This is a genomic window from Labrys methylaminiphilus subsp. lupini, from assembly GCF_051161885.1.
Taxonomy (GTDB): Bacteria; Pseudomonadota; Alphaproteobacteria; order Rhizobiales; family Labraceae; genus Labrys.
On sequence record NZ_JBMDIH010000002.1, the window covers coordinates 296439 to 322313 of the forward strand.

General features: G+C 62.9%; 22 protein-coding genes. 15 read left to right on the plus strand and 7 right to left on the minus strand.

Annotated elements, in window-relative coordinates; translation table 11 throughout:
- Nucleotides 1-207: 207 nt before the first annotated feature.
- The 5 genes from ACN6KF_RS27020 (at nucleotide 208) to ACN6KF_RS27040 (ending at nucleotide 4542) form a co-directional block, all read left to right on the plus strand.
- Nucleotides 208-978 (plus strand): ABC transporter ATP-binding protein, encoded by a 771-nt coding sequence (locus tag ACN6KF_RS27020; RefSeq protein WP_434960007.1) that lies wholly within the window; start codon nucleotides 208-210, stop codon nucleotides 976-978.
- Between the two features lie 102 nt (nucleotides 979-1080).
- Nucleotides 1081-1860, plus strand: coding sequence for a transporter substrate-binding domain-containing protein (locus ACN6KF_RS27025; protein WP_434960008.1), 780 nt, complete (start codon nucleotides 1081-1083; stop codon nucleotides 1858-1860).
- 6 nt (nucleotides 1861-1866) lie between these two features.
- Nucleotides 1867-2556: an ABC transporter permease gene (locus ACN6KF_RS27030; protein WP_434960009.1), complete on the plus strand. Its 690-nt coding sequence runs from the start codon at nucleotides 1867-1869 to the stop codon at nucleotides 2554-2556.
- Nucleotides 2553-3245, plus strand: coding sequence for an ABC transporter permease (locus tag ACN6KF_RS27035; protein WP_434960010.1), 693 nt, complete (start codon nucleotides 2553-2555; stop codon nucleotides 3243-3245). The genes ACN6KF_RS27030 and ACN6KF_RS27035 overlap by 4 nt, the downstream gene beginning before the upstream one ends.
- 337 nt (nucleotides 3246-3582) lie before the next feature.
- Nucleotides 3583-4542 carry an arginase family protein gene (locus ACN6KF_RS27040; RefSeq protein ID WP_434960011.1) on the plus strand — a complete coding sequence of 320 codons (960 nt, stop codon included), beginning with the start codon at nucleotides 3583-3585 and terminating at the stop codon, nucleotides 4540-4542.
- A 202-nt stretch (nucleotides 4543-4744) separates the two neighbouring features.
- On the opposite strand, the gene ACN6KF_RS27045 is transcribed toward ACN6KF_RS27040, so the two are convergent.
- From ACN6KF_RS27045 to ACN6KF_RS27065, 5 genes are all read right to left on the minus strand, one after another.
- Complete coding sequence (locus ACN6KF_RS27045) at nucleotides 4745-5620, minus strand: hypothetical protein (protein WP_434960012.1); 876 nt, start codon at nucleotides 5618-5620, stop codon at nucleotides 4745-4747.
- Nucleotides 5617-8046 carry a S8 family peptidase gene (locus tag ACN6KF_RS27050; RefSeq protein ID WP_434960013.1) on the minus strand — a complete coding sequence of 810 codons (2430 nt, stop codon included), beginning with the start codon at nucleotides 8044-8046 and terminating at the stop codon, nucleotides 5617-5619. The genes ACN6KF_RS27045 and ACN6KF_RS27050 overlap by 4 nt, the downstream gene beginning before the upstream one ends.
- Nucleotides 8047-8131: 85 nt before the next feature.
- A complete protein-coding gene (locus ACN6KF_RS27055; protein ID WP_434960014.1) occupies nucleotides 8132-9124 on the minus strand; it encodes an AAA family ATPase in 993 nt (330 codons plus the stop codon).
- A gap of 791 nt (nucleotides 9125-9915) precedes the next feature.
- On the minus strand, nucleotides 9916-10848 hold the full coding sequence (ctlX, locus tag ACN6KF_RS27060; RefSeq protein ID WP_434960015.1) for a citrulline utilization hydrolase CtlX: 933 nt from the start codon (nucleotides 10846-10848) through the stop codon (nucleotides 9916-9918).
- A 208-nt stretch (nucleotides 10849-11056) separates the two neighbouring features.
- Nucleotides 11057-12106 (minus strand): ornithine cyclodeaminase, encoded by a 1050-nt coding sequence (locus ACN6KF_RS27065; RefSeq protein ID WP_434960016.1) that lies wholly within the window; start codon nucleotides 12104-12106, stop codon nucleotides 11057-11059.
- A 123-nt stretch (nucleotides 12107-12229) separates the two neighbouring features.
- On the opposite strand from ACN6KF_RS27065, the gene ACN6KF_RS27070 reads away from it, so the two are divergent.
- From ACN6KF_RS27070 to ACN6KF_RS27080, 3 genes are all read left to right on the plus strand, one after another.
- Nucleotides 12230-12688 (plus strand): Lrp/AsnC family transcriptional regulator, encoded by a 459-nt coding sequence (locus ACN6KF_RS27070; protein WP_434960017.1) that lies wholly within the window; start codon nucleotides 12230-12232, stop codon nucleotides 12686-12688.
- A 398-nt stretch (nucleotides 12689-13086) separates the two neighbouring features.
- Nucleotides 13087-13539, plus strand: a complete 453-nt coding sequence (locus ACN6KF_RS27075) for a (2Fe-2S)-binding protein (protein ID WP_434960018.1) — start codon at nucleotides 13087-13089, stop codon at nucleotides 13537-13539.
- Between the two features lie 14 nt (nucleotides 13540-13553).
- Nucleotides 13554-15731 carry a xanthine dehydrogenase family protein molybdopterin-binding subunit gene (locus ACN6KF_RS27080; protein ID WP_434960019.1) on the plus strand — a complete coding sequence of 726 codons (2178 nt, stop codon included), beginning with the start codon at nucleotides 13554-13556 and terminating at the stop codon, nucleotides 15729-15731.
- A gap of 129 nt (nucleotides 15732-15860) precedes the next feature.
- Here the strand turns inward: ACN6KF_RS27080 and ACN6KF_RS27085 are convergent, their stop codons facing one another.
- Nucleotides 15861-17057 (minus strand): NAD(P)-binding domain-containing protein, encoded by a 1197-nt coding sequence (locus tag ACN6KF_RS27085; RefSeq protein WP_434960020.1) that lies wholly within the window; start codon nucleotides 17055-17057, stop codon nucleotides 15861-15863.
- Nucleotides 17058-17191: 134 nt separating this feature from the next.
- On the opposite strand from ACN6KF_RS27085, the gene ACN6KF_RS27090 reads away from it, so the two are divergent.
- Both ACN6KF_RS27090 and ACN6KF_RS27095 read left to right on the plus strand, forming a co-directional pair.
- A complete protein-coding gene (locus tag ACN6KF_RS27090; protein WP_434960021.1) occupies nucleotides 17192-17857 on the plus strand; it encodes a helix-turn-helix transcriptional regulator in 666 nt (221 codons plus the stop codon).
- A gap of 135 nt (nucleotides 17858-17992) precedes the next feature.
- Nucleotides 17993-19303 (plus strand): MFS transporter, encoded by a 1311-nt coding sequence (locus ACN6KF_RS27095; protein WP_434960022.1) that lies wholly within the window; start codon nucleotides 17993-17995, stop codon nucleotides 19301-19303.
- Nucleotides 19304-19390: 87 nt separating this feature from the next.
- Here ACN6KF_RS27095 and ACN6KF_RS27100 read toward each other — a convergent pair whose 3' ends face one another.
- Nucleotides 19391-19777 (minus strand): c-type cytochrome, encoded by a 387-nt coding sequence (locus ACN6KF_RS27100; protein ID WP_434960023.1) that lies wholly within the window; start codon nucleotides 19775-19777, stop codon nucleotides 19391-19393.
- Nucleotides 19778-20078: 301 nt separating this feature from the next.
- On the opposite strand from ACN6KF_RS27100, the gene ACN6KF_RS27105 reads away from it, so the two are divergent.
- The 5 genes from ACN6KF_RS27105 (at nucleotide 20079) to xoxF5 (ending at nucleotide 25799) form a co-directional block, all read left to right on the plus strand.
- Complete coding sequence (locus ACN6KF_RS27105; protein WP_434960024.1) at nucleotides 20079-21065, plus strand: ABC transporter substrate-binding protein; 987 nt, start codon at nucleotides 20079-20081, stop codon at nucleotides 21063-21065.
- 89 nt (nucleotides 21066-21154) lie between these two features.
- Complete coding sequence (locus ACN6KF_RS27110; RefSeq protein WP_434961312.1) at nucleotides 21155-21835, plus strand: ABC transporter permease; 681 nt, start codon at nucleotides 21155-21157, stop codon at nucleotides 21833-21835.
- Nucleotides 21804-22535, plus strand: a complete 732-nt coding sequence (locus tag ACN6KF_RS27115) for an ABC transporter ATP-binding protein (RefSeq protein WP_434960025.1) — start codon at nucleotides 21804-21806, stop codon at nucleotides 22533-22535. The genes ACN6KF_RS27110 and ACN6KF_RS27115 overlap by 32 nt, the downstream gene beginning before the upstream one ends.
- 154 nt (nucleotides 22536-22689) lie before the next feature.
- Nucleotides 22690-23643, plus strand: coding sequence for a quinoprotein relay system zinc metallohydrolase 2 (locus tag ACN6KF_RS27120; RefSeq protein WP_434960026.1), 954 nt, complete (start codon nucleotides 22690-22692; stop codon nucleotides 23641-23643).
- Nucleotides 23644-23996: 353 nt separating this feature from the next.
- On the plus strand, nucleotides 23997-25799 hold the full coding sequence (gene xoxF5, locus ACN6KF_RS27125; RefSeq protein ID WP_434960027.1) for a lanthanide-dependent methanol dehydrogenase XoxF5: 1803 nt from the start codon (nucleotides 23997-23999) through the stop codon (nucleotides 25797-25799).
- Nucleotides 25800-25875: the final 76 nt, after the last annotated feature.

Here is a 25875-nt window from a genome sequence, read left to right on the forward strand (position 1 = left end):
GAATACGCCGCCAGGCGATGCCTCCTTCGCAGGCAATATGCATTGGAAATGCACAATAGATGAAATGACGTCATCTATTTGATGATCAAATATCAATTGCCCCAGGCCGGCCTTCTGATTTTATGAGCACCGTGGCGATGGGCGGACCAGCCCGGCGCAGGAGAGGGGTCTTGGTGGCGGACGAACGCGGCCGGATTGGGAAGAAGCATGCACAAGCTGGCCGTGGACGGTATCCGCAAATCCTATGGCAAGGTCGAGGTCCTCAAGGGCGTGTCGCTCCAGGCCGCGGCCGGTGACGTCATCAGCATCATCGGGGCCAGCGGCTCGGGCAAGAGCACCTTCCTGCGCTGCATCAATTTCCTCGAGCGCCCCACCGCCGGCAGCATCGTCATCGACGGCGAGGCGCTGAAGACGGTCAGGGATGGCGACGGCTTCCTCAGGGCCACCGACAAGAGACAGCTTCAGCGCATGCGCAGCCGCCTCGCCATGGTGTTCCAGAATTTCTGCCTGTGGTCGCATATGAGCGTGATCGACAATGTCATCGAGGCGCCGATCAGCGTGCTGGGCGTCTCCAAGGCGGAAGCGACCGAGCGGGCCAGGGCCAATCTCGCCAAGGTCGGCCTCGGCCAGGAGGTGCTGCAGCGCTATCCCGCCCATCTCTCCGGCGGCCAGCAGCAGCGCGTGGCGATCGCCCGGGCGCTCAGCATGAACCCCGACGTGATGCTGTTCGACGAGCCGACCTCGGCGCTCGATCCGGAGCTGGTGAGCGAGGTGCTCAAGGTCATGCAGGCCCTCGCCGAGGAGGGCCGCACCATGATCGTGGTGACGCATGAGATGGGCTTTGCGCGCCATGCCTCCAGCCGCGTCGTTTTCCTGCACAACGGCGCCATCGAGGAAGAGGGCCCGCCCGAAGCCGTTTTCACCGATGCCCGCAGCGACAGGCTGCGGCAATTCCTTGCCGGGCGTTTGCAGCACTAGCCATCGCTTCACCCTCCACCTTCAGGGGAGGGTAAATCGACCCCACCAAGGCCGGTGGAAACCGGCTTCCACAACGACAAATCCCATCCCGAGAGACCCATCATGAGCATTCGCTTCAGAAACGCCGTGGCCGCCCTCCTGCTCGGCCTTGCCGCCTCCGGCGCCCAGGCCCTCAGCGCCCAGGCCGCCGACAAGATCAAGATCGCCACCGACGCCACCTTCCCGCCCTTCGAATCGATCGATGCCAACGGCAAGCTGGTCGGCTACGACGTCGAGCTGATGCAGGCGATCTGCGAGGCCGCCAAGCTCGATTGCGACATCTTCAATGCCGCCTGGGACGGCATGATCCCCGGCCTGATCGACGGCAAATATGATGCGCTGATCTCCCAGCTCACCGTTACCGAGAAGCGCCGCAAGGTGATCGCCTTCTCCGACATCTACAACCATCCGATCTTCCGCTTCGTGGCCAAGAAGGGCTCGTCCTACGAGTTCACGCCCGAGGGCATGGCGGGCAAGACCATCGCGGTGCAGACGGGAACGCCGATGGACGCCTATGTCACCAGCCATTTCCCCAAGGCCACCATCAAGCGCTACGACACCGGCAGCGCGCCCTATCTGGAGCTGACCGCCGGCCGCGCCGAGCTGCACATCAGCTACCAGGCCCAGATCAGCGCCAGCTTCCTGAAGTCGGACGCCGGCAAGGAGTACGAACTGGTCGGCCCGCAGCTCACTGGCAAGGACGCCAAGGAGTTCGGCGAGGGCGTCGCCATCGCCATCGGCAAGAAGAACACCGCCCTGGTGGCCGAGATCAACAAGGGCCTCGCCGTCCTCAGGGACAACGGCAAGCTCAAGGCGCTGGACGCCAAATATTTCGGCGAATGACCGGAGATGGTCCTCGATTTCGTCCGCATGATCCTGGCGGCAGGGGCGATCACCCTGCTGCTGGCCTTCGCCTCGCTGGTGGTGGCCGTCATCCTCGGCCTCGGCGCGGCCCTGTGCAAGGTCTCGCGCCATAGGACGTTGGCGGCGCTTGCGGGGGTCTACACCTTCGTGGTGCGCGGCATCCCGGATCTGGTGATGATGCTGCTGGTCTTCTACAGCCTGCCCTCCTTCATCGACCAGCTCGGCGAATGGCTCGGCTTCGACATCCATGTCGAGTTCTCCCCGCTCGGGGCGGGCATCGCCACGCTCGGGCTGATCTTCGGCGCCTACATGACCGAGACCTTCAAGAGCGCGCTCCTCAACATCCCGCGCGGCCAGATCGAGGCGGCTGAGGCCTATGGCCTCGGGCGCACCCGCACCTTTACCCGCATCGTGCTGCCGCAGATGATCCGCCTGGCGCTGCCCGGCTTCACCAACAACTGGCTGGTGCTGGTCAAGGCGACGGCGCTGGTCTCCCTCATCGGCCTGCAGGACGTGATGTTCCGCGCCAAGGGGGCGGCCGAAGCCACCGGCAAGCCCTTCACCTTCTACCTGGTCGCCGGCGGCTTCTATCTCGCCATCACCATCCTCTCCATGCTGGTGCTGGCCTGGCTGGCGCGGCGCTACGAACTCGGCACAAGGAAGCTGGCGCCATGAACTGGGACGTCATTGCCGAAAATCTCGGCCTCTATGCCGAGGGCGCCCAGCTGACGCTGACCCTCACCGTCGCCTCCCTGGCGATCTCCTTCTGCCTCGCCATCCCGCTTTCCTTCGCGCGCAACAGCGCCAACAAGCTGATCCGCCACCTCGTCTTCGCCTATACGCTGGTGTTCCGCGGCACCCCCCTGCTGGTGCAGCTCTTCCTGATCTATTTCGGCCTCGCCCAGTTCGAGCTCGTGCGCGCCAGCCTGCTCTGGCCCTGGCTCTCCAGCCCGCTCGTCTGCGTGCTGATCGCCTTCGTGCTCAACACCACCGCCTACACCACCGAGATCTTCGCCGGGGCGCTGCGCCACATCCCGCCCGGCGAGGTGGAGGCCGCCACCGCCTATGGCATGTCCGGCTGGACGCGGGCGCGGCGCATCCTGGTGCCGGCGATGCTGACGCGGGCGCTGCCGCTCTATGGCAACGAGACCATCATGATGCTGCACGCCACCTCGCTCGCCAGCACCGTCACTTTGCTGGAGACCACCGGCGTCGCCCGCATGATCACGCTGAACTACTACATCCAGTTCGAGCCCTATGTCGCGGCCGCGATCGTCTACCTCACTTTGACCTTCGTCCTGGTCGGCGCCTTCCGTCTCGTCGAGCGCCGCTGGGCCGGCTACCTCGACGTCCGCCCGTCCTGAGGCGTTTTCCGGAAGAACTGATGACCTTTTCGATGAAGAAAACCTCTCGAAAACAAAGGATTATACCGGCACTCGCGAACTCTGGCCGGCCCAGACAAGCCCCTCTGTCATCCCCGGCGAGCAAGTCACAAGCCCCGCTTGTGACTGCGAGGGAAGGGGATCCAGGGGCTGAGCGACGCGGTCCCTGGCCCCTGGATTCCCTTCCCGCCGCCTGCGGCGGCGCCGGGAATGACAGCTCGAATTTCAACGCTGCCGGCGCCGCGCGCTGCCCGCCGGCCATCCCCCCATTTTCCAACCCGATGCCGCCCGAGGGCGGCCCGCATAGAGGATCCCCATCATGAACCAGAAAGCCGATCTCGGCGCGCTGTTCGGCGCGGCGGCCGATACCCTTACCTTCCTTGGCCTGGAGGAATGCCGCGACCTTGCCACGCTCACCGCTCCGATCGCCCTGATCGGCGCGCCCTGCGCCACGCCCTACCGCTCCGTCGGCGCCTATTGCCGCAACGCGCCCGACGCCCTGCGCCGCGCCACCGCCGCCTTCACCGCCAATCTCGACCGCCACGACTTCGACAATGGCGGCAAGGTCTTCCCGGAGCCGCGCCTGCGCGCCGTCGATTGCGGCAACCTGCCCTATGACGAGAATGACGGCGCCGCCAACCGCGCCGCCATCGCCGCCGCCGTCAAGGCCATCCGCGCCCGCGGCGCGGTGCCGATCGTGCTGGGGGGCGATGATTCCATCCCCATCCCCATGCTCGAAGCCCTGGGGGCGGAGGCGGGCGCCCGCTACACCATCCTGCAGATCGATGCCCATATCGACTGGCGCGAGGTGCATATGGACGAGCGCCTCGGCCTCTCCTCCACCATGCGCCGGGCGTCGGAAATGCCCCATATCGAGCGCATCATCCAGGTGGGCGCCCGCGGCATCGGCTCGGCCGCGACGAGCGACTATGAGGATGCGCTGGCCTGGGGCGTGACATTCGTGCCGGCTTACGACCTGCACCGCCAGGGCATCGAGGCCGCGCTCGACCTCATCCCCGAAGGCAGCCGCATCGTCATCTGCATCGACGCCGACGCCCTCGACCCGGCGCTGGTGCCCGGCGTCATCGGCCGCGCCCCGGGGGGCCTCACCTACTATCAGCTCGTCGACCTCATCAAGGGCGCCGCCCGCCGCGGCCGCATCGAGGCGATGGACTTCGTGGAATTCATGCCCGAGCGCGACGTGGACGGGATTGGGGCGCTGACCTTCGCCAGGGTGATCACCACGGCGCTGGGGGTGATTGCACGGCAGCGGGGGTGAGGGGCGCTGCGCATGAACGCACCCCATATTACGGTGACAGTGCACTGAATTGAGAGATGTGATCGGACAGAAATTAACTGCACTGTCACCGTAATTCACGGCTGCCGGTGGAGAACCGGCGGCTGGTGGGGTGGAGTCCTTAGGAAGTCGAGCTTATTCAAGCTACGTTCGAGATTGATCGAAGAAAATTCTGGTAGAAGCGTCATGTCTCCTCGTATTGGGAGACGCCGAAAACCATGTAGTTCCATTTTGGTGCTGCAACGGACCTGCTAGCAGTGACGAGCTTCGAAGTATTTGTATCCCATATGTAGTTTGACCAATCCCACCCAACAGTCCTACCTATCTGAAGCACTATATAAGAACCGCGGCGTAAACGAGCCGAAGTTGGGCTTCCTACAAAGTCGAGACCCAGCATGAAGTGGTGGACCTGACGATTGTTTGATCGCTTCGCCGCCATTTTTACGACACCGCTCGCCAGATTCGCGAGTGGCTTGATTGCGGGCTGTACCTTGTCGATCAGCTCTAGGCCCTGCTTAAACACGTCGCTGTCGAGGACCTCAAGGATAGTGTCATCGAGGTTGCTGCGCACGTTAACGGACCTGCCTTGAAAGCTGATCCCATTGGCGCCCGCCACAATGCCGACAAAGATCGGCAGCGAGAGGACGCTTGCGCCTTGTCTGTCGCGCGCATTGCACGTCACTGCGAAGGTCAACTCCTCGGCCTCACCCTCCTGCTGGTTCTTTCCCATGAATTCACAAAGAATGCGGTGCTCCCCGCCGCCTGGATACTCCTCGACGTGGAATTGATCGAAGGTGATCTTCAGTTTTTTACCGCGCAGATCTACCTCGGCGTCCACGGATTGCGCAGGCACGATATTATTTGAACCGTGCTCGATGAAACCGATCATCGCATCCGTACCAAGATAAGCAGAGTTTGGCCAACCCAGCATACCTTGTCCGCTCCCGCCACCCGTCAGCATTGCATTCGCAGCGGTTGTATCGCCTATTTCTCGGAGGTACGCCACGATCTCCGCTTGCGTCGCGCTTCCAAGACTGTCGTCAGCGGTGAAATCGGTCATCGAGTTCTCACGCGCGCAGCACGTGCCCTTGCTCTAAGTTCTTCGCGAACCTGATTATAAATATCGGCCCTGATAGTATCAGCGACCTCAATCGTCATCGCCACTGCATAAGATGTTGGTATTCTGTTGAAGGTCGAGAAACCGGGGCGTCGTTGCACACCAATCTCGATGCTACTGCCGGCTGCGAACGGCATGGCGCGACGTCCCTCGAATATAGCGTGGATCAGAGTACCCTTAGCGGCCAGTGAGTGAGGTGGTTGAGGCACCTGACGTCGTTCCACCCCACTCCAGATGTCGCTCGTTCCGTTGGGGCCTGTCAGTTCCAAAGCAACTGCTCGATAATTGCGAGCCTTTGGACGAAGTGGCGACATCCAAGCTAGGGTTACAACGATACGACGAAAATCCGTGCGCGAGGAAAGTGCATCCGGGAGAGGGAACTGGAAGACGTCACGCTTGTTTGCCTTTATCGATCCGAAGGCCAACATGGTTACTTGTCGGGGTGATCCGTCGAGGAAGCGCTCAGGATCGGACTCTCCGAAGCCCAGGAATCTGGCGATGTTTGCACGCCGGCCATACCATTTGTCATGCGGAGGGTAGATACCGTCCAAGAAGGTGCCTACTTCTCCCCAATTGCACCCATGCGCGACGAGGCACTTCAGAATGGATGCGCGAGCGGCCTCCAATCCCGGTGTTGTTCTAGAAGCGATCTCATCCAGCGCCTCAGACACTAGAACTGCAGCACGTGTTGCAAGGGCTGCCGCGTTGCTGGTGCCTGTGGATCGCTGCATGAGATCGATTTTCCCGCCGAATGCGTCGGGTGCGGCGGCCAGTTGACCAAGTTGTTCAATCTCCCGGCCATGGATCTCGAAGGTTTTGCCCATGATTGGGTGGGCCACTTGCCGACCGCCGGGCAGGACTAGGTCCGGCTTCACTGCCCCGCCTATCCCGAGGCCTAACCCTGATGCAATGTTGACCATTCGTAGCGAGGTATAGGGGTTGGTAGTCGCGGGAGGTGGTGCAGCGGTCGAATAATCGTGATGGACAGCCCCGACTGTAAGGACGTTCATCGCTTCGGCGGGACTCAGCATTGTGCGGAGGAACTTGGCACGTTCAAGGCCTGACAACATTGCATCGCGCCTATGGTCAGGTGCAGCACTTCTAAACTCGGCTATCGATTTAAAGTGGCCGATCTCGATGCCTCGGTGGACGTTGCCGGCACTCACAACAAAGAGAAGATTGTGCTTGTAAGCGAGATGGTCAAGGAGCTTGGCCCAATAGCTTGGGTGCCCAATGAAGGGTTGGTTCACGTCTCCGAGTGAGTGATTTATTACCACGACTCTTGGTCCAAGTGGCTCAAGATCCAATGCACCGATCTTGATGGCCTCTACTGCCCGTCGGATCAGTCCGATCGGAAGTTTTAATGGAGGTGTGCGCTCGCAACCGCCCGCTTCGTGTGTGGTCAGGACCGGTACGATGAGGAGTCGACTTGCGATTGGTTCAGAAACCACCCCCCTATCTCCATGAAGGATAAGTGAGGCCATTTGGGTTCCATGACGACGGTGCCTCACCGAGGCCATCGAAGGATCGACCTCCAGCGGGAAGACGTCGATGCGGTCCTGCAGCAGAACATGATTCTCGATCGGATAGCCGTCGAGCAAGGCAGCCACTGGTTCGCCGAGTTCTTGCTCACTACCAACGCCCGTCTCTTCAACGAGAGGGCTCTCGTGTCGCAGGATCGGCCATGAGCCCAAGGATTGAGGTCGAATACTCATCACTTGGTGTGTCAAGATGATTTCGCCGCTCGCCTCAAGTATTGCCCTTACTTGCGAGGCAGGCAGTTCTATCAGAGCAGCGTGATAGCCAATCTCCGGTACGATTTCGAAGTCATGGGCAGAGCCACCGGCAGCACTCACCAGACTCCGCAGCACGGTGGCCCGTTGTTCCTGGACCAGAGGATCGGCTGAATACCAAAGGTTGATTTCTAGTAGGACGTTCGCATTCGGATCTTCTTCAAGCTCATGGGCTAGGAATGCAGCTGCAAATTCATCAAGGCGGTCCTTCGGGCCCCACGGACGGATATCTTCGATCATGGCGAAGATATTCCACCATGCTGAAAAATTCTCCGGCCTAGGGGCTTTCTTGCGATAGATATCCCACAGCCGAAGCAGTTCAGCGAGGGATTCTCGCGACGGCATCGATACGTAGAGCCGGTTCGCCTTACGCGGGACCTCAACCTCTTCGCTGAGCGCCTCTTCCTCCAAAGCTTCATCGGTCTCAGCTTCGTTGATTCCCTCTAGAAGCCAGTAGAGGCCAATTCGGTTAGCCTCGCGTTCGAAGTCTGGGACGTCAGATTTTAACTCCAGAACGAGCGCACGATCGGGAGCGATGTCATTTGGATCGTCTGAGAAGGTCGCGTTAGTCGCCAATCGATTGAGGACGGTTCGAATTCGTTCGAACTTTCCACCGAGTCGCCGATTCTGTGTGTCTGGGTTGTATTTAGGGCGTGGTTGGCTATTTGGAGAACCGGGGATCCTCCGTGCCGTCCGCGTCGAAGAGATCAAGAGTATCGGACGTTCTCGTGTCATTCTTCTTTTTGCCTGCAGTCAATCGTAGGCGCTGAGCCCATTTCTTGAGAGTCGACTGCATTTCGGCTTGTGGATCCTTATCCTGAGCCAGAATCAATCGTCTCTTCAACTCCAGCCCAAATTGTTCAAGATCTGAAAAACTGGCGCCTGCAAATATATCCGCAATTTCTTCGGCCGAAAAGCTGCGGCCGAACCCGAGTTCCTCCAATAATCGAGATGTCCACCGTCTGATCTGCAATTTCCCGGGGAGCGGCAGTAAGAGATGGACCTCAAAACGACGCCAAACAGCCCTATCGAGAAGTTCCGGGTGATTAGTCGCACAGACAACGAAGACATGCGACGGCAAAGCATCGAGCTGGATGAGTAAGGAGCTGACTACACGTTTGATTTCGCCGGTCTCGTGTACGTCCCCCCTCTCCTTGCCGATTGCGTCGAATTCGTCGAAGAACAACACGCACGGCGTGGACGAGGCAAATTCGAGAAGGTCATTCAATCGGGAGGCTGTTTCGCCGAGATAGCTGCCAATGACGCCATCGTAACGCACTACAAAAAAAGGGAGGCCGAGCTCAGTCGCAAGTGCCTCTGCCAAGCTGGTCTTGCCGGTGCCGGGGGGACCTTGCAGAAGCATTGTATGTCGAGGTTCAACGGAATGGGAACGCAAGAGATCAGCTTGCTGGTATTCCTCAACGAGGTTGGCGAGTTCCGTCACGACCGTTTTGGGGAGGATTAAGTCCCTGAGACTACGTTGCGGTTGAATCTGGAAGACCAATTCCCGAATCTTGTCTGGCATCGGTAGCTGCATGCGCTGCCTCCTCTGAGCGGTAGGTCGCTCTTCGATGAGGCTGGCCAGCCGCCTGGCCAGTGTATGATGTTGCTTGGCCTTTGCCTCCTCTGCGAGTGCCATGACTGTGCGACGCATCAATGGAGCGTCCCCCTTCATACCGGCATGGGCTAGGCTCAGAACAAGCTCGCTTCTGCTCATCATTTTACTCCGTCGCCCATTGATAGGCGGCCACCTAATAGTGCACACCTTACTTGGTGAGAATAGGGGGCAGAAACAATTGCCTCCAGCAGCAGCGACCCACTGGGCATCTTCCATTTCCTCGCCTCTCACAGCATGCTAGCCGACCTTAGCTACCGAATGTAGTCGAACAAACGAATCAGGCGATCAGCACCCTTGAGCATCTTGTCCCATAGTGTCAGCGTTGCCATCACCGACTTTGATCGCATGCAGGCTGTAAATGTACGCGGTATGTTCGTCGCGATTAACCAAGGCGCACAATATCCCCGATGAGCAGGCATGTGTACCGAAGTTACACTCTGTCGAATCTGCAACCGGCGAAATTCCAAGCACGAGAATCTGCCTGATCGACCCTTGCATGTGTCATTTGGCAAGCCCAGTCTGACTTTTCATAAAGGGTGAGCCACCTCGCTGTCGTGTCAGGAAAGAAGTCAGCAATTGCACGACCAGCGAACTCCCGCAATGGGTCTTATACATTCCGTAGAATGCTCGCTGCCGGTGCCTGGACAGGCTAGATCACTTCAGAGCCTCCGCCCGCTGAAAGGTTCGTGCTTGGTGATGGGGCATCGAAACGGCCGGGTCGGTGTCAATCTGATTTTGGGTGTTCGCTGAGGCCTGCATCCATGAGTTCTCTGGCATGAAACGATCGCCCGAGCGGGTTCACAAAAAGCGATATCGCACCCACCCTCTCACCCCCGCGGCGTCAAATGCACCCCCGCCAGCGTACACCGCACCGAGCCCCCCGCCCGTTCGATGGTGGGGATGTCGAGGGCGACGCAGGTGGCGCTCTGCTCGATGATCTCGCGCTGCTCGGGCGTCAGGGCTGATAACGCCGTGGTCGAGAGGGCGAGGAGGCGGCCGTCCTTGCCCTGCAATTCGATGGCGTTGCCGGCAAAGTTCTCGATCTGGCGGTTGCTCAGCGCCAGCACCTGGCGGCCGGAGCGTTCGAGGCGGGCGACGATCTCGCGTTTGCGGGCGGCGTCGACGATCATGTCGAGGCCGATCAGCACGAAATCGGTGGCCACGCACATCAGCACATTGGTGTGGTAGATGGCGGCTCCCTTGTCGTCGCGGGCGTCGAAGGCCATCGGCTCGAAGTTGAAATGGGTGCAGAAGCGCTCGAGGGCGATCGGGTCGGTGCGGTCGGAGCGCACGGCATAGGCCACCCTGTCGATATGGTCGAGCACCATGGCGCCGGTGCCTTCCAGGAACAGGCCGTCGGGCTCGAGGCCCGAATAGTCGATGACCTCCTGCACGCGGTAATCGGTCTTCAGCATCTCGATGACGTCGGCCCGGCGCTCGCGCCGCCGGCTCGGCGCCTTCATCGGATAGAGGGCGACATGGCCGCCGGCATGGGTGGAGAACCAGTTGTTGGGAAACACCGAATCCGGGGTTGTCCGGCTTTCGTCCTCGAACAGATGCACGGTGACGCCATGGGCCGCCAGCGTCTGCGCCGCCCTGGTGATCTCGGCATAAGCGAGCGGGGCGAGGTCTTCGCCGCCGCTGCCCGCAACCTGGAAATGATTGTCGGCGGCCGTCTCGGTGTTGACGGTGAAGTGGTGCGGGCGAACCATCACCACGGCGGAGGGGGCCTGGACCGAAAAGGCAGGGCGCTTGGACATGGGGGGCTCCGGAAGGGGGCGTGAGTCTGCACCCTCCAGGGGAGGGTGTCGGCCATTCCACTTGGAATGGCCTGAGGTCGGCCTGAAAGGCCGGGGTGAGGTGAAAATGCTCAGGCGGTGGCGACAGCGTCCCTTCATCGCGAAGAAGGCCACCCCACCCCGGACTTCGTCCGACCCTCCCCCTCCAGAGGAGGGTAAAGGCCCCGCCTCAGCGGGCGCGCTGCAGCATGCCGAAGAGGTCGCGCGGGTCGTCGGGATCGGCGATCATGTCGAGCTCCTGGTAGAAATCGGTGCCGACGATCTGGGCGCGCAAGTAGCGCAGGGCCGAGAAGTCCTCGATGGCGAAGCCCACGCTGTCGAACAAAGTGATCTGGCGCTCGTCGCGCCGGCCCGGCACTTGGCCGGTGACGACCTGCCAGAGCTCGGTGATCGGGTAGGAGCGGTCCATCTGCTGGATCTCACCCTCGATCCAGGTCTGCGGCGGATATTCCACGAAGCAGTCGGCGCGCAGGAGGATGTCCTTGTGCAGCTCGGTCTTGCCGGGGCAGTCGCCGCCGATGGCGTTGATGTGGATGCCGGGGCCGACCATGTTGTCGGTGAGGATGGTGGCGAACTGCTTGTCGGCGGTGCAGGTGGTGACGATGGCGGCGCCCTCGATCGCCTGCTGCGAGGAGGTGCAGGGAATGACGGTGAGGCCGCTGCCCTGAAGGTTGCGGGCGGTCTTCTGCGTCGCCTTGGGATCGATGTCGTAGAGCCTGACGGTGTCGATGCCGCACACCGCCTTCATGGCGAGGGCCTGGAACTCGGCCTGGGCGCCATTGCCGATCATCGCCATCACATTACCGCCTTTGGGGGCGAGGTGGCGGGCGGCCATGGCCGAGGTCGCCGCGGTGCGCAGCGCCGTCAGCAGCGTCATCTCGGTCAGCAGCACGGGATAGCCGGTGGCGACATCGGCGAGCAGGCCGAAGGCCGTGACGGTCTGCAGGCCCTCGGCGGTGTTCTTGGGGTGGCCGTTGACATATTTGAAGCCGTAGATGGTGCCGTCCGAGGTCGGCATCAGCTCGATCACGCCGTCCCGCGAATGGCTGGCGACGCGCGGGGTCTTGTCGAAGCTCTCCCAGCGGCCGAAATCCTCCTCGATCAGGTCGGTCAATTCGGCCAGCACCCGCTCGATGCCGAGATGGTGGACGAGGCGCATCATGTTGTCGACGCTGACGAAAGGCACCATCGCCTTCTCGGAGGGCAGGGGAGCGGTCATCGAAGGATCCCGGAACGGTCACTGTTGCTTCCAGTTGTAGGCCGTACGAATGTTCACCGAAATCGCAATCCTGTGTTAAATCCGTCAACGGATTATACAGATTGCTAGGTCGGGTTGAGAAAAATGTCAGTGACGGGCCGGGACGTCGAAACGGTCAAATATATTCCCGATGCGCTCGACCGCGGCATCATCGCGCATCTGCGCACCGATGGCCGGGCCTCCCTTTCCAAGCTCGCCGATGCCCTGGGCGTGGCGCGCGGCACCGTGCAGAACCGGCTCGACCGCCTGATCGAGACTGGCACGCTGCTCGGCTTCACCGCCCGCGTCCGCGAGGATTACGACATGAACGCCGTGCATGCGGTGATGATGATCGAGGTGGTCGGCAAGTCGACCACGCAGGTCATCCGCAAGCTGCGCGGCCTGCCGGAGGTGCACACGCTGCACACCACCAACGGCAATTGGGACCTGGTCGCCAACATCCGCGCCGCGAGCCTGGCCGAATTCGACCGGGTGCTGCGCGAGGTCCGGCTGATCGACGGGGTGTCCAACAGCGAGACGAGCCTGCTGCTGAGCAGCGTGTGAGGGATGGCTGCGGGCTTCGCGCATTCCGCTCAGCAGGAAGAGGCTCGACTATCCCTCCCCGACTTCGGGGAGGGTGGCCCGAAGGGCGGGGTGGGGGAGCGTGGCGCAAATGCCCCTGGAGTTGACAGGTCGGCGCCACTCTCCCCCTTCCGTCGCTGCCATGCAGCGATGGAAGGAACATCTTCGTTTACGAAGATGTTCCGGACTTCCCCGAAGCCGGGGAAGGATTTCCGCGCTTTATCTGTGACGCGAGAGATCCGTGCATCGGGCAACTTGCAGGCGTTCCAAAGCCCACACCGGCTTGTGATCGATTGAACCCTTGCCCCGACAGGCCTAGGCTGATTGTCTGGAATGGCTCCAAGGAGGGGATATGCCCTTCCGACTCGCGGGAGACTGCCATGGCCTATACCATCAAGATCAACGGAACCGCTCACACCATCGATGCCGATGGCGACACGCCGCTGTTATGGGTGCTGCGTGACATTTTGGGCATGACCGGCACCAAGTTCGGCTGCGGTGCCGCCTTGTGCGGTGCCTGCACCGTGCATGTCGACGGCACGGCGACGCGCTCCTGCGTCACGCCGCTGGAAAGCGTCGGCGAGAGCGCCGTCACCACCATCGAGGCGATCGGCGAGACCGCGCAGGGCAAGGCCTTGCAGAAGGCCTGGCTCGATCTCGAAGTGGTGCAGTGCGGCTATTGCCAGTCCGGCCAGCTGATGTCGGCCGCGGCCCTGCTCGCCGCCACGCCCAAGCCGAGCGATGAGGACATCGATGCCGCCATGTCCGGCAATGTCTGCCGCTGCGGCACCTATCAGCGTATCCGCGCCGCCATCCATCACGCCGCTGCTTGAGGAGGGAAGGGATCATGCCCGACGGTACCGATACACGTTCACACCTCGATCGCCGCGCCTTCCTGAAGGCGGGAGCCGCCATCGGCGGCGGCTTCGTTCTCACGCTCGCTTTGCCGCCGCTGGCCGGATCGCCGGTCGCCGCGGCCGAAGCCAAGGACTTCGCGCCCAATGCCTTCATCCGCATCGACAGGCAGGGCCTGGTCACGCTGGTGATGCCGATGGTCGAGATGGGCCAGGGCGTCTACACCGCCCAGGCCATGCTGCTGGCCGAGGAGCTGGAGGTCGGCCTCCACCAGGTCAGGCTCGAACATTCCCCGCCCGACGACAAGCTCTATGGCAATGCCCTGCTCGGCAGCCAGGCGACGGGCGGCTCCACCACCATACGCGCCTTCTGGCTGCCTTTGCGGCAGGCCGGCGCGGCGGCCCGCACCATGCTGATCGCCGCCGCCGCCAAGCGCTGGAACGTCGACGCGGCCAAGCTGACGGCCCGCGACGGCGCCGTGCTCAATCCGGCCAGCAATGCGACGCTCGGCTATGGCGAGCTCGCCGACGACGCCGCGACCATGCCGGTGCCCAAGCCCGAGAGCATCACCCTCAAGGACCCCAAGGATTTCAAGCTGCTGGGCACGCCGGCCAAGCGGCTGGATACGCCGGACAAGGTGGTCGGCAAGGCCGAGTTCGGCATCGACGTCAAGCTGCCGGGCATGAAGCTCGCCGCCATCGCCATTTCGCCGGTGTTCGGCGGCAAGCCCAAATCCGTGGACGACAAGGCGGTGCTGGCCGTCAAGGGCGTACGCCAGGTGGTCAAGACCGACGATGCCGTCGCCGTGGTCGCCGACCATATGGGTGCGGCCAAGAAGGGCCTCGCCGCCGCCAACATCACCTGGGACGACGGGCCGAACGCCAAGGTCGACAGCGCCGGAATCGTCAGCCAGCTCACCGAGGCCTCCAAGCAGCCGGGCGCGGTGGCCCGCAACGAGGGCGACACCGCCAAGGCGCTCGGCGGCGCCGCCAAAAAGCTCGAAGCCATCTACCAGGTGCCCTTCCTCGCCCATGCCGCCATGGAGCCGATGAACTGCACCGTGCATGTGCGCAAGGATGGCTGCGATGTCTGGGTCGGCACGCAGGTGCCCACCATGGCGCAGGCGGTCGCGGCCGAGATCACCGGCCTGCCCAAGGACAAGATCAAGGTCTACAACCACCTCATCGGTGGCGGCTTCGGGCGCCGGCTGGAGGCCGATGGCGTCGCGCGCGCCGTCAAGGTGGCCCAGCAGGTCGATGGGCCTGTGAAGGTGATCTGGAGCCGCGAGGAGGACATCCAGCACGACATGTACCGGCCCTATTATTTCGACCGGATGTCGGCGGGGCTCGATGCTTCCGGTAAGCCGGTGGCCTGGACCCATCGCATCGCCGGCTCCTCGATCCTGGCGCGCTACTTCCCGCCGGCCTTCAAGGACGGCATCGATTCCGATGCGGTGGAGGCGGCGGCCGAACCGCCCTATGCCCTGCCCAACATCCATGTCGACTATGTCCGGGTCGAACCGCCGGGCATCCCGACTTCCTGGTGGCGCGGCGTCGGGCCGACGCACAACGTCTTCGTGGTCGAGAGCTTCATGGACGAGCTGGCCGCCGCGGCCAAGGCGGACCCGGTCGCCTATCGCAAGGAACTGCTCGCCAACAACCCGCGGGCGCTCGGCGTGCTCACGCTGGCGGCCGAGAAGGCGGGCTGGGGCAAGCCCCTGCCCAAGGAGCGCGGGCGCGGCGTCTCCGTGCAGTTCGCCTTCGGCAGCTTCATGTCGATGGTGGCCGAAGTCGAGACGGCCGCCGACGGCACGCTCAAGGTGCATCGTCTCACCTGCGCCGTCGATTGCGGCCTGCAGGTCAACCCGGACACCATCGCCGCGCAGGTCGAGGGTGGCGCGATCTTCGGCCTCACCGCGGCGCTGCACGGCGCCATCACCTTGAAGGACGGCCGGGTAGAGCAGGGCAATTTCGACACCTATCTGCCCATGCGCATCGACGAGGTGCCGGTGGTGGAAACCCATCTGGTCAAGAGCGCCGAGGCCCCTGGCGGCATCGGGGAGACGGCGACCGTCGCCGTCGGCCCGGCCGTCGCCAACGCCGTCTTCGCCGCGACCGGCAAGCGCGTACGCACCCTGCCGATCGACACGGATGCGCTGAAGACCGGGTGAGACTGCGACCTGCCTTACCCTCCCCTGCAGGGGGAGGGTCGAGGCGAAGCCTCGGGGTGGGGTGACTTCTTCGGAAAAAGACCTGTTTCTATGGTCACGATCCGTGTTTCTGCACCCCACCCCGGCCTTTCAGGCCGACCCTCCCCCTCCAGGGGAGGGTAAGGGATTGGGGCTTATACCGCCGATCCCCAATGTCGCCGTCAGCTCCTGGGCCGCCGCGGCGCCGGCGCGATTGGCGCCGATGGTCGAGGCCGAGGGACCGTAGCCAACGAGATGGATGCGTGGGTCCCGGGCGACCTGCGTCGCCAGGCGGCCGGTCATCACGATGCCGCCATCGTCCTCGCGGATCTGCAGCGGCGCCAGATGGTCGAGCGACGAGCGAAAGCCGGTGCACCACAGGATGACGTCGACCTTTTCCTCGCTGCCATCGGCCCAGCGCACGCCGTCCTGCGTGATCGCGCTGAACATCGGCCGGCGCGCCAGCACGCCCCGCTCGCGCGCGGCCCTCAGGGCCGGGGTGAGAGGCAGGCCGGTGACCGAGACGATGGAGCCGGGGATGAGGCCGCGCCGCACCCGGTCCTCGACGATGGCGACGGCCGCCCGTCCGTCCTCGGGCGTGAAGGGGCGCTCGCGGAATTGCGGCTCGCGTCGGGTCACCCAGATCGTCTCGGTCACGCGCGAGATCTCGTCGAGGATCTGCACGGCCGAGATGCCGCCGCCGACCACCAGGACGCGCTGGCCGGCGAAGGCTTCGGCGGTCTGGTAGTCGCGGGTGTGGAGTTGCCGCCCGCTGAAGCGATCCCGGCCGGGAGTGTCGGGAATATAGGGCGTCTCCCAGGTACCGGTCGCGTTGATGAGGCCGCGGGCCGAAAAGGTCTCCCGGTCCGTCTCGACCCGGAAGCGGCCGCCGCGCTCGCAGACGACCTTGACCGTCACCGGACGATAGACGGGCAGCTCGAATTTGCGCTCATAGGCTTCGTAATAGCGCGGCACCGCTTGCGCCGCCGGCACCTCGGTGAGGCCGGGATCGATGATTTCGGCAAAGGCCATGCCGGGCAGGTCGTGCACGCGGTTGACGGTGCTCAGCGTCAAGGACGGCCAGCGATATTGCCAGGCCCCGCCCGGTGCGGGCGCCTTGTCGAGCACCAGAAAACCGCGCCCCGCCGGCAGGCCTAGCTCGTGCAGATGATAGGCGCTCGACAGCCCGGCCTGGCCGGCGCCGATCACGACGATGTCCACCTTGTAGGCGAGGTGGACGTCCCGCGCGGTTGCCGGATCGGCGGGGGGCGAAGCGGCATTCGCTCCCTCTTCATCATGCTCAGCCATGTTGCGAGAGTGGAGGCCGGGTTCCCGGAATTCAAGAGGGTGGAAACGGGCCCTGAACCATCGGCGAGATTGCATCCCGTTGCCCGAATTCATATAAAGCAAGCTGACGCTTTGAATATAACCCGCAGAGGACCATGTCGACGCCTGAGCTGGAAAATTCGAGCCCGCAAGCGCGCTCGGGACCCGATCGCCTGTTGCTTCTCCTGAAGACAAGGGGACAGCAGACGGCGGCCGAGCTCGGCCAGGCGATCGGCACGACCGGCGAGAACGCCCGCCAGCAATTGATGAAGCTCGCCGCCGAAGGCCTGGTCGAGACCGAATCTGTCGCCAGGGGCGTCGGCCGGCCCTCCCAGTTCTGGCGCCTGACGGCGCAGGGACATGGCCGCTTCCCCGACACCCATGCCGAGCTGACGGTGAATTTGCTGCGCAATGTCCGCGACCTGCTCGGACCCGAGGCGCTCGAACGCCTGATCGCGGCGCGCGAGGACGAGATGCGCGCGGCCTACCGGGCCGAGCTTGGCCCGGTCGAGGGCCCCGAGGCCCGTATTGCCGCGCTCGCCGAGATTCGCACGCGCGAGGGCTATATGGCCGAGCAGCGCCCCGCCGAGGATGGCGCGGGCTGGATCCTCATCGAAAACCATTGTCCCATCTGCGCGGCTGCCACGGCCTGCCAGGGCTTCTGCCGCTCGGAACTCGCGATTTTCCGCGAAATGCTGGGGCCGCAATGCTCGGTGGAGCGAACCGAGCACATCGTCCATGGTGCCCGGCGCTGCGCCTATCGTATCCGACAGGAAGGATAGTGAGGCGTTGCGCCCACATTGTCTCGCGATGTCGCGAGACGGGTGGTAGGTCTGCGATGGAAAGAGCGGCACGTCGCCATCCGCTGTTCAGGATGGCCGAAAAGACCGCTCGGCAGTAATGGGAAGGAAAGGCCGATGAGCGTCATGTCGGAACAAGAGGGGAGTGCGCTGGAAGCGTCGACCGTGCGGGCCGTGTCCTGGCGGCTGCTGCCGTTCCTGATGCTGGCCTATCTCCTGGCCTATCTCGACCGCGTCAATCTCGGCTTTGCCGCCTTGACCATGAATGACGAGCTGAAATTCTCGCCTTTGGTGTTCAGCTGGGGCGCCGGCATCTTCTTCATCGGCTATTTCCTCTTCGAAGTGCCCAGCAACGTCATCCTGCACAAGGTCGGCGCAAGCCGGTGGATCGCCCGCATCATGATCAGTTGGGGCATCATCTCCGCGCTGATGGCGTTGGTCGCAGGACCGGTGAGTTTTTACGTGTTGCGTTTCCTGCTCGGCGTGGCGGAGGCCGGCTTCTTTCCGGGCATCATCCTCTATCTGACCTATTGGTACCCGGCCAAATATCGCGCCCGCATTCTCGCGGCCTTCGCCGTCGCCGTGCCGGTATCGACCATGATCGGCGCACCGATTTCCGGCTATCTGCTCGGCATGGACGGCATCGGCGGCCTGAAAGGCTGGCAATGGCTCTTCATCCTCGAAGGTATTCCGGCGGCCCTTCTGGGCATCGTGACCTGGTTTTATCTCACCGACCGGCCAGCGGCCGCCGGCTGGCTCAGCCCCGAGCAGAAAAGGTGGCTCTCCGACCGCCTGGAACGGGAAGAGGCCGCCAAGCAGGCCGCCCATCATCTGGGCCTGCGCCAGGCCTTGGCCTCGCCCAAGGTTCTCGTGTTGAGCCTGGTCTATTTCGGCTTCGTCGGGGCGCTCTATGGCATGCAGTTCTGGCTGCCGCAGATCGTGAAGGCCTTCGGCCTCAGCAATATCCAGACCGGCTTCGTGACGGCGATCCCCTATGTGTTCGGCTCGGTTGCCATGATCCTGTGGGCGCAGCACTCGGACCGCGTCCGCGAACGGGTCTGGCATGTCGCTCTGCCACTCTTCCTGATCGCCTTGTCCCTGGCCGCGGCCAGCACGCTCACCGATCCCGTCCTGACCATGATCGCGCTGACGGTGGCGGCCATCGGCGTGTTCTGCACCTTCTCCCTGTTCTGGACCTTGCCGACAGCCTTTCTGAGCGGGGCATCGGCCGCGGCCGGCATCGCATTGATCAATTCGATCGGCAATCTCGCCGGCTTTGGCGGACCCTATCTGATCGGCTGGTTCAAGGACCAGACCGGGGGCACCGCCATGGGGCTGCTGGCGCTATCGCTCCTGCCGCTCGTCTCGGCCCTGCTGGTGCTGGGACTGGGCCATGATTCGAAAACGGAATTCGTGGCCGCCGAATGACGGGTACTGCGCGGCCGACGGGAGGGTCATGGCCCGATCCCGCGTGTGGCCGATTTCAGTATCGGTGCGGAACGGGCATCGGGGCCTTCAGGGTGCCTTCTTGCCGCTGGCATCGAACTGCTTGAGAAAGGCGATGACATTGGCGATGTCGTCCGGCTTCGACAGGCCGACAAAGGCCATCTTGTTGCCGGGCACCTTCTGTTTTGGGTTCTTAAGATATTCTGAGAGAGTGTCCTCGGCCCAGGTCAGGCCGGCGCTCTTCATTGCCGGAGAATAGGTATAACTGTCAATGGATCCCGATTTGCGGCCGATTACTCCGTTCAACTCGGGGCCGACGGCGTTCTTGGCAGTTTCTCCAACCTGATGGCAGACTTTACACTTGATGAAGACTTTTTCACCGAGCGCCGCATCTTGCGCGAAGGCGGCACTCGATATCAGGATAGAGGCAAGAATTCCAACTGCGACCTGTCGCATTTTCTCTCCCTTTCGACCGTTCATCCAAGGTCATTGAAGATTAAGCTTAATTTCTGCTTATTTTATTCTTCATGTGTCATGCTGCGTTGTGAATCAGTCTAGGCGCAACGTAAAGTGACTGGACAGCATGAAGAATGATGACCACACTGCTTGTCAAGAATAGATATTATCTGCACAGGGAGGATACGTGCTTGCGGGCGTGTGCAATCGGGTCGCTCCCGGTTCGGCAGCAGCGGTCTTTTCAGAAGCAATATGATGGGGATGGGCCCATGATGACCCGCTCCGGTTCCGGGTTATGGTAATGATGAAGCGGCGACAATTTTTCGCGCTTGCGGGTGCAGGGCTGGGCGCGGGGTTTCTGGGCGGCATCGGCACGGCCCAGGCGCAATTGCCGCCGCTGCGCCTCGGTGTCCTGTCCTTCGGCACCGTCGAATGGGAACTCGCCGCCATCCGGGCGCTCGGCCTGGACAAGGCTGCGGGTCTGGCGATCGATCCGCTCAAGCTTGCCTCAAACGATGCGTCGCGGATCGCTTTTCTGGGCGATGCCGTCGACAGCATCGTGTCGGATCTGCTCTGGGCGGCGCGCATGCGCGGCGAGGGGCGCGATATCGTCTTCCTGCCTTTCTCGGCATCGGAGGGCGCGGTGATGCGGGCGCCGAACTCGACGATTGCCACCGTGGCCGATCTTGCCGGCAAGCGCATCGGTGTGGCCGGCGGAGCGCTCGACAAGAGCTGGATCATGCTGCAGGCCTACGCGCAGCATCAGGCCGGTCTCGATCTTGCCAAGGCGGCCATGCCGGTGTTCGGGGCGCCCCCCTTGCTGAGCATGAAGCTGGAACAAGGGGAACTCGATGCGGCCCTGCTCTACTGGAACTTCTGCGCGCGGCTCGAGGCCAAGGGCTACAAGCGCCTGGTCGGTGCCGACGAGGTCGCAAGGTCCTTCGGCGTCGAGGGGCCGCTTTCCTTCGTCGGCTATGTCTTCAAGCGTGGCGATGCGCAGGCCGATGAGAAGATCTCGGCCTTTGCCCGCATATCGCGGCAGGCCAAGCAGGCGCTGGCCAGCCAGGAGGCGCTATGGACACAGCTTCGACCCTTGATGCAGGCCGATGACGAGGCAACCTACGGTGTCCTGAAGCGGACTTTCATCGCCGGCATTCCCAGCCGTTCCGTCGAGGAGGAGCGCGCCGATGCCGCCAAGCTCTATGCCATGCTGGCCAAGCTCGGTGGCGAGAAACTGGTCGGCAAGACCGCCGCTCTTCCGGAGGGGCTCTATTGGACGGGGCGCTGACGGCATCGGGTCTGGGGCGTCTGGCGGGCGTTGCGGCCCGGCTGGTCTCGCTGCTCGCCTTGCTCGTGATCTGGGAGGTCGCTGCCAGGATGGCGAACGGGCCGCTGCTGCCCTCGCCGGGCGCGGTGTTCGCCTTCATCGTCGCTGAGACGCAGCGCGGAGACCTCATCGCCAATGTCGGCATCACGCTGTGGCGGGTAGCCGCCGCCTTTGGCGTGGCCATGCTGATCGGCAGTATCATCGGCGTCGCTCTCGGCCGTTGGCGCCGGGCCAATGCGGCTTTCGACGTCTGGCTGCTGGTGCTGCTCAACATGCCGGCCCTGGTGATCGCGGTGCTGTGCTACATCTGGCTCGGCTTGACGGAGGCCGCTGCGGTGACGGCGGTGGCCCTCAACAAGATCCCCAATGTCATCGTGGTGCTGCGCGAGGGGACACGGGCGCTCGATCGTGATCTGGAGGAGATGAGCCGGGTCTATCGGTTTTCGGCCGTAACTTGGCTGCGCCATGTCCTGCTGCCGCAACTGGCGCCCTATGTCGCGGCCGCGGCGCGCTCCGGCCTGTCGCTGGTCTGGAAGATCGTGCTGTTGGTCGAATTGCTCGGCCGTTCCTCCGGCGTGGGCTACGCCATTTCGCTCTATTTCCAGCTTTCTGATGTCACGGCAGTGCTGGGCTATGCTCTTGCCTTCACCTGCGTCATGCTTGCCATCGAGTTCCTCCTGCTGCAGCCCCTGGAAAAGCATGCCCAACGCTGGCGCCCCGCCCTTGCTTGACGTGCATATCGCCAGCAAGGTCTACCGCGATGATCGCGGCAGGGCGGTGGAGGCTGTCAGGGATTTCGGCCTGTCGCTGTCTCTCGGCGAGTTCGCCTGCCTGATCGGCCCCTCCGGCTGCGGCAAGACCACGGCCTTGAAGATCCTGCTCGGCCTTGACCGTGGCTTCGAGGGCAGGGTGGAGCCGGAAATCGAGACACTGACTGTTGGCGTGACCTTTCAGGAACCGCGCCTGCTGCCCTGGCGGACGGTGGAGCAGAACATCCGGATTGCCCTGCCGCCCGTGCAGCGCCGGCGTAGTCTCGACGACCTGTTCGGGCGGCTCGGCCTTTTGGAGTGGCGCAGCCATTATCCGCATGCGCTGTCGCTCGGCCTGCAGCGCCGTGTTTCGCTGGCCCGGGCTCTGGCGCTGGAACCGCAATTGCTGGTGCTGGACGAGCCCTTCGTATCGCTCGACGACAAGGCCGCTGCCGACCTGCGAGCCGGCCTGCTGGCGGCAGTCGCCCATCATCGCATCACGGTCCTGATGGTCACCCATAATGTGCGCGAGGCGATCGGGCTCGCTGACCGGCTGCTGTTTCTGAGCCACCGCCCCACCCGCATCCTGCATGAGGTGGTGATCGGCAAGGCGCGCGAGGACCGCCATTCGGCCTGGATCGAGGAGCGGCATCGCGAATTTGCCCACCGCTTCGGCCTGTGATGCCTTCATGGCAAGGCGCGTCGCCTGGGACGGCGGACGACAGCCACATGGAGCGACGCTCGATGTGGCGGCGACGTCCGCATCTTGGAAACGCCGCGCTTGCAGGAAAGCAAGAGCGGACGAGACGTCCGCGGTCCCAGCCGCGGCGCCTGATATGAGGGGGTCCGAGGTGATGCGCCGGCTCGTCGTCCTGGCTTTCTTGTGGGGTAACTTTGTCTTCGCAATGAGCGCGGCCCTCGCGCAAACGCAGCCGCCCTTGCCGGTGACCGAGGTGGCGCAGGGTGTCTTCGTCTTTGCCGCGCCGCATGAACTTGCCGCGCCGGGCAATAGCGATGCCATCGGCAATGCCGGCTTCGTCATTGGCGGCGAAGCGGTCGCGGTCATCGATACCGGCGGTTCGCGGCAGGCGGGTCTTGCCCTGCTGGCAGCTATCCGTGCTCGCACCAACAAGCCCATCCGCTATGTCATCGATACCCACGTTCACCCTGACCATCTGCTCGGCAATGCCGCATTCCGTCTGCCCGGCGCGGTGATCGTCGGTCATGCCAATCTGCCGGAGGCTCTGGCAGCGCGCGCCGACACCTATCTTTCGGCGACCCGCAGGCTGATCGGTGAGAGCGCCTTTGCCGGGACCGAGGCGATCGCTCCCACTTTGCTGGTGAAGGATCGTCTCGCACTGGATCTCGGCGGGCGGCGCCTCCTGCTCGAGGCATGGCCGACCGCGCATACCAACACCGATCTCACCGTGATGGACGAGAAGACCGGCACTTGGTTTCTCGGGGACCTGCTTTTTTCGGGCCATGTACCGGCCCTCGACGGCAGTCTCAATGGCTGGCTTGCCGTGATCGGTACACTGCGATCGCGGCAGGCCGCGCGCGTCGTGCCGGGGCACGGGCCGGCGGCGATGGCCTGGCCGGGCGCGGCCGACGCCATGGTTCGCTACCTCGAGCGCTTGCGGGACGATTTGCGCACCATGATTGCTCAGGGCAAGCCCTTGCAGCAGGCCGTGAAGGAGGCGGCGCAGTCGGAACGCGGCAACTGGAAGTTGTTCGACGACTTCAATGTTCGGAATGCGACAAGCGCCTATCGCGAACTGGAATGGGAATAGGCGGCAACCTGCTGGGGCACCGTATAGTACCATCGTTATTTTGCGCTGCACGCAGAAGATGATGCGGTGCATCATAATAAGGTAAAAATAAATCTAGTGGTATGTCAGTCAAATCTTGCACGAACTGAACCCGTTGCATAAGGTAACGCATCTTCGACTTCCAACGGCACCGTGATGGGGATCGCAGTGTCGATTCGAAAGCCAGCGGCTTATGCCTATGGCTCCGAGGCGAAACCGCCGGCTGTGACACGCTGTCGAAGAGACGAGGTATCCCCAAGGCTAGAAGAACGACAATCAAGTTCGGCATGTGGTCCGGCGGGACGGCATGCGTGTGGCCACTCGGAGGAAGCCCAATGAAAATACTGATAGCGTGGCTGGGCGTGGTCTGCTCGCTGTTTTTTGGCGCGCAGGCCTACGCCAATGATGAAGTCCAGAAACTGACGCAGGACCCCAACCAGTGGGTACTGCAGACCGGCGATTATGCGAACACGCGATATTCGAAGCTCGACCAGATAACCTCGGAAAACGTCAAAAAGCTCCAGGTCTCCTGGACCTTCTCGACGGGCGTCCTGCGCGGCCATGAAGGGGCCCCGCTCGTGGTCGGCGACATCATGTATGTCCATACGCCTTTTCCCAACACGGTCTTCGCCCTCGATCTCAACAATGAAGGCAAGATCATCTGGCGTTACGATCCCAAACAGGATCCCAACGTCATTCCCGTGATGTGCTGTGACACCGTCAATCGCGGTCTGGCTTATGCCGACGGCAAGGTGTTCCTGCATCAGGCCGACACCACGGTGGTGGCGCTCGACGCCAAGACCGGCAAGGTGGTCTGGTCCGTCGTCAATGGCGACCCCAAGAAGGGCGAAACCAATACGGCGACCGTCATGCCCGTCAAGGACAAGCTCCTCGTCGGCATTTCCGGTGGTGAATTCGGCGTGCGTTGCCATCTCACCGCCTATGACCTGAAAACCGGCAAGCAAGCCTGGCGCGCCTATTCCATGGGCCCGGACGAGGAAATGCTGGTCGACCCGGAAAAGACCACCGAGCTCGGCAAGCCGATCGGCAAGGATTCCAGCATCAAGACCTGGCAAGGCGACCAATGGAAAACCGGCGGTGGCTGCACCTGGGGCTGGTATTCCTATGATCCCAAGCTGAACCTGGTGTATTATGGTTCGGGCAATCCCTCGACCTGGAACCCCAAGCAGCGCCCCGGCGACAACAAGTGGTCGATGACCATCTTCGCCCGTGACGCCGACACCGGTATGGCCAAGTGGGTCTATCAGATGACGCCCCATGACGAATGGGACTATGACGGCGTCAACGAAGTTCCGCTGGTTGATCTCAAGATCGACGGCAAGGAGCGCAAGGCCCTGGTCCATCTGGACCGCAACGGCTTCGGCTACACCCTCGACCGCGAGACGGGCGAGCTGCTGGTCGCCGAAAAGTATGACCCGGTGGTGAACTGGGCCACCAAGGTCGACATGGACAAGAACAGCAAGACCTATGGTCGTCCGCTGGTCGTGGCCAAATATTCGACCGAACAGAATGGCGAAGACGTCAACACCAAGGGCGTATGCCCTGCCGCTCTCGGCTCCAAGGACCAGCAGCCGATGGCCTATTCCCCCAAGACCGGTCTCTTCTACGTGCCGACCAACCATGTCTGCATGGATTATGAGCCGTTCAAGGTGAGCTACACTCCGGGCCAGCCTTATGTCGGCGCCACTCTGTCGATGTATCCGGCCCCCAACAGCCATGGCGGCATGGGCAACTTCATCGCCTGGGACGCTGCCAAGGGCAAGATCGTGTGGTCGCTGCCCGAGCAGTTCTCGGTGTGGTCCGGACCGCTCGCAACCGCCGGTGGCGTCGTGTTCTACGGCACGCTGGAAGGCTATCTGAAGGCCATCGATGCCAAGACGGGCAAGGAACTCTACAAGTTCAAGACCCCCTCCGGCATCATCGGCAACGTGATGACCTACACCCACAAGGGCAAGCAATATGTCGCAGTGCTCTCGGGTGTCGGTGGCTGGGCCGGTATCGGCCTGGCGGCAGGCCTGACCGATCCGAATGCGGGTCTGGGCGCCGTTGGCGGCTATGCAGCCCTCAACAGCTACACGGCGCTCGGCGGACAGCTGACGGTGTTCGCACTGCCATGAGCGGATGAGGCTACCCAGAGCAAAGCGCGTTCAAGCGTGAACGCGTGTTTGCTCTGGCTCGCTGCTTCGAGGCGTC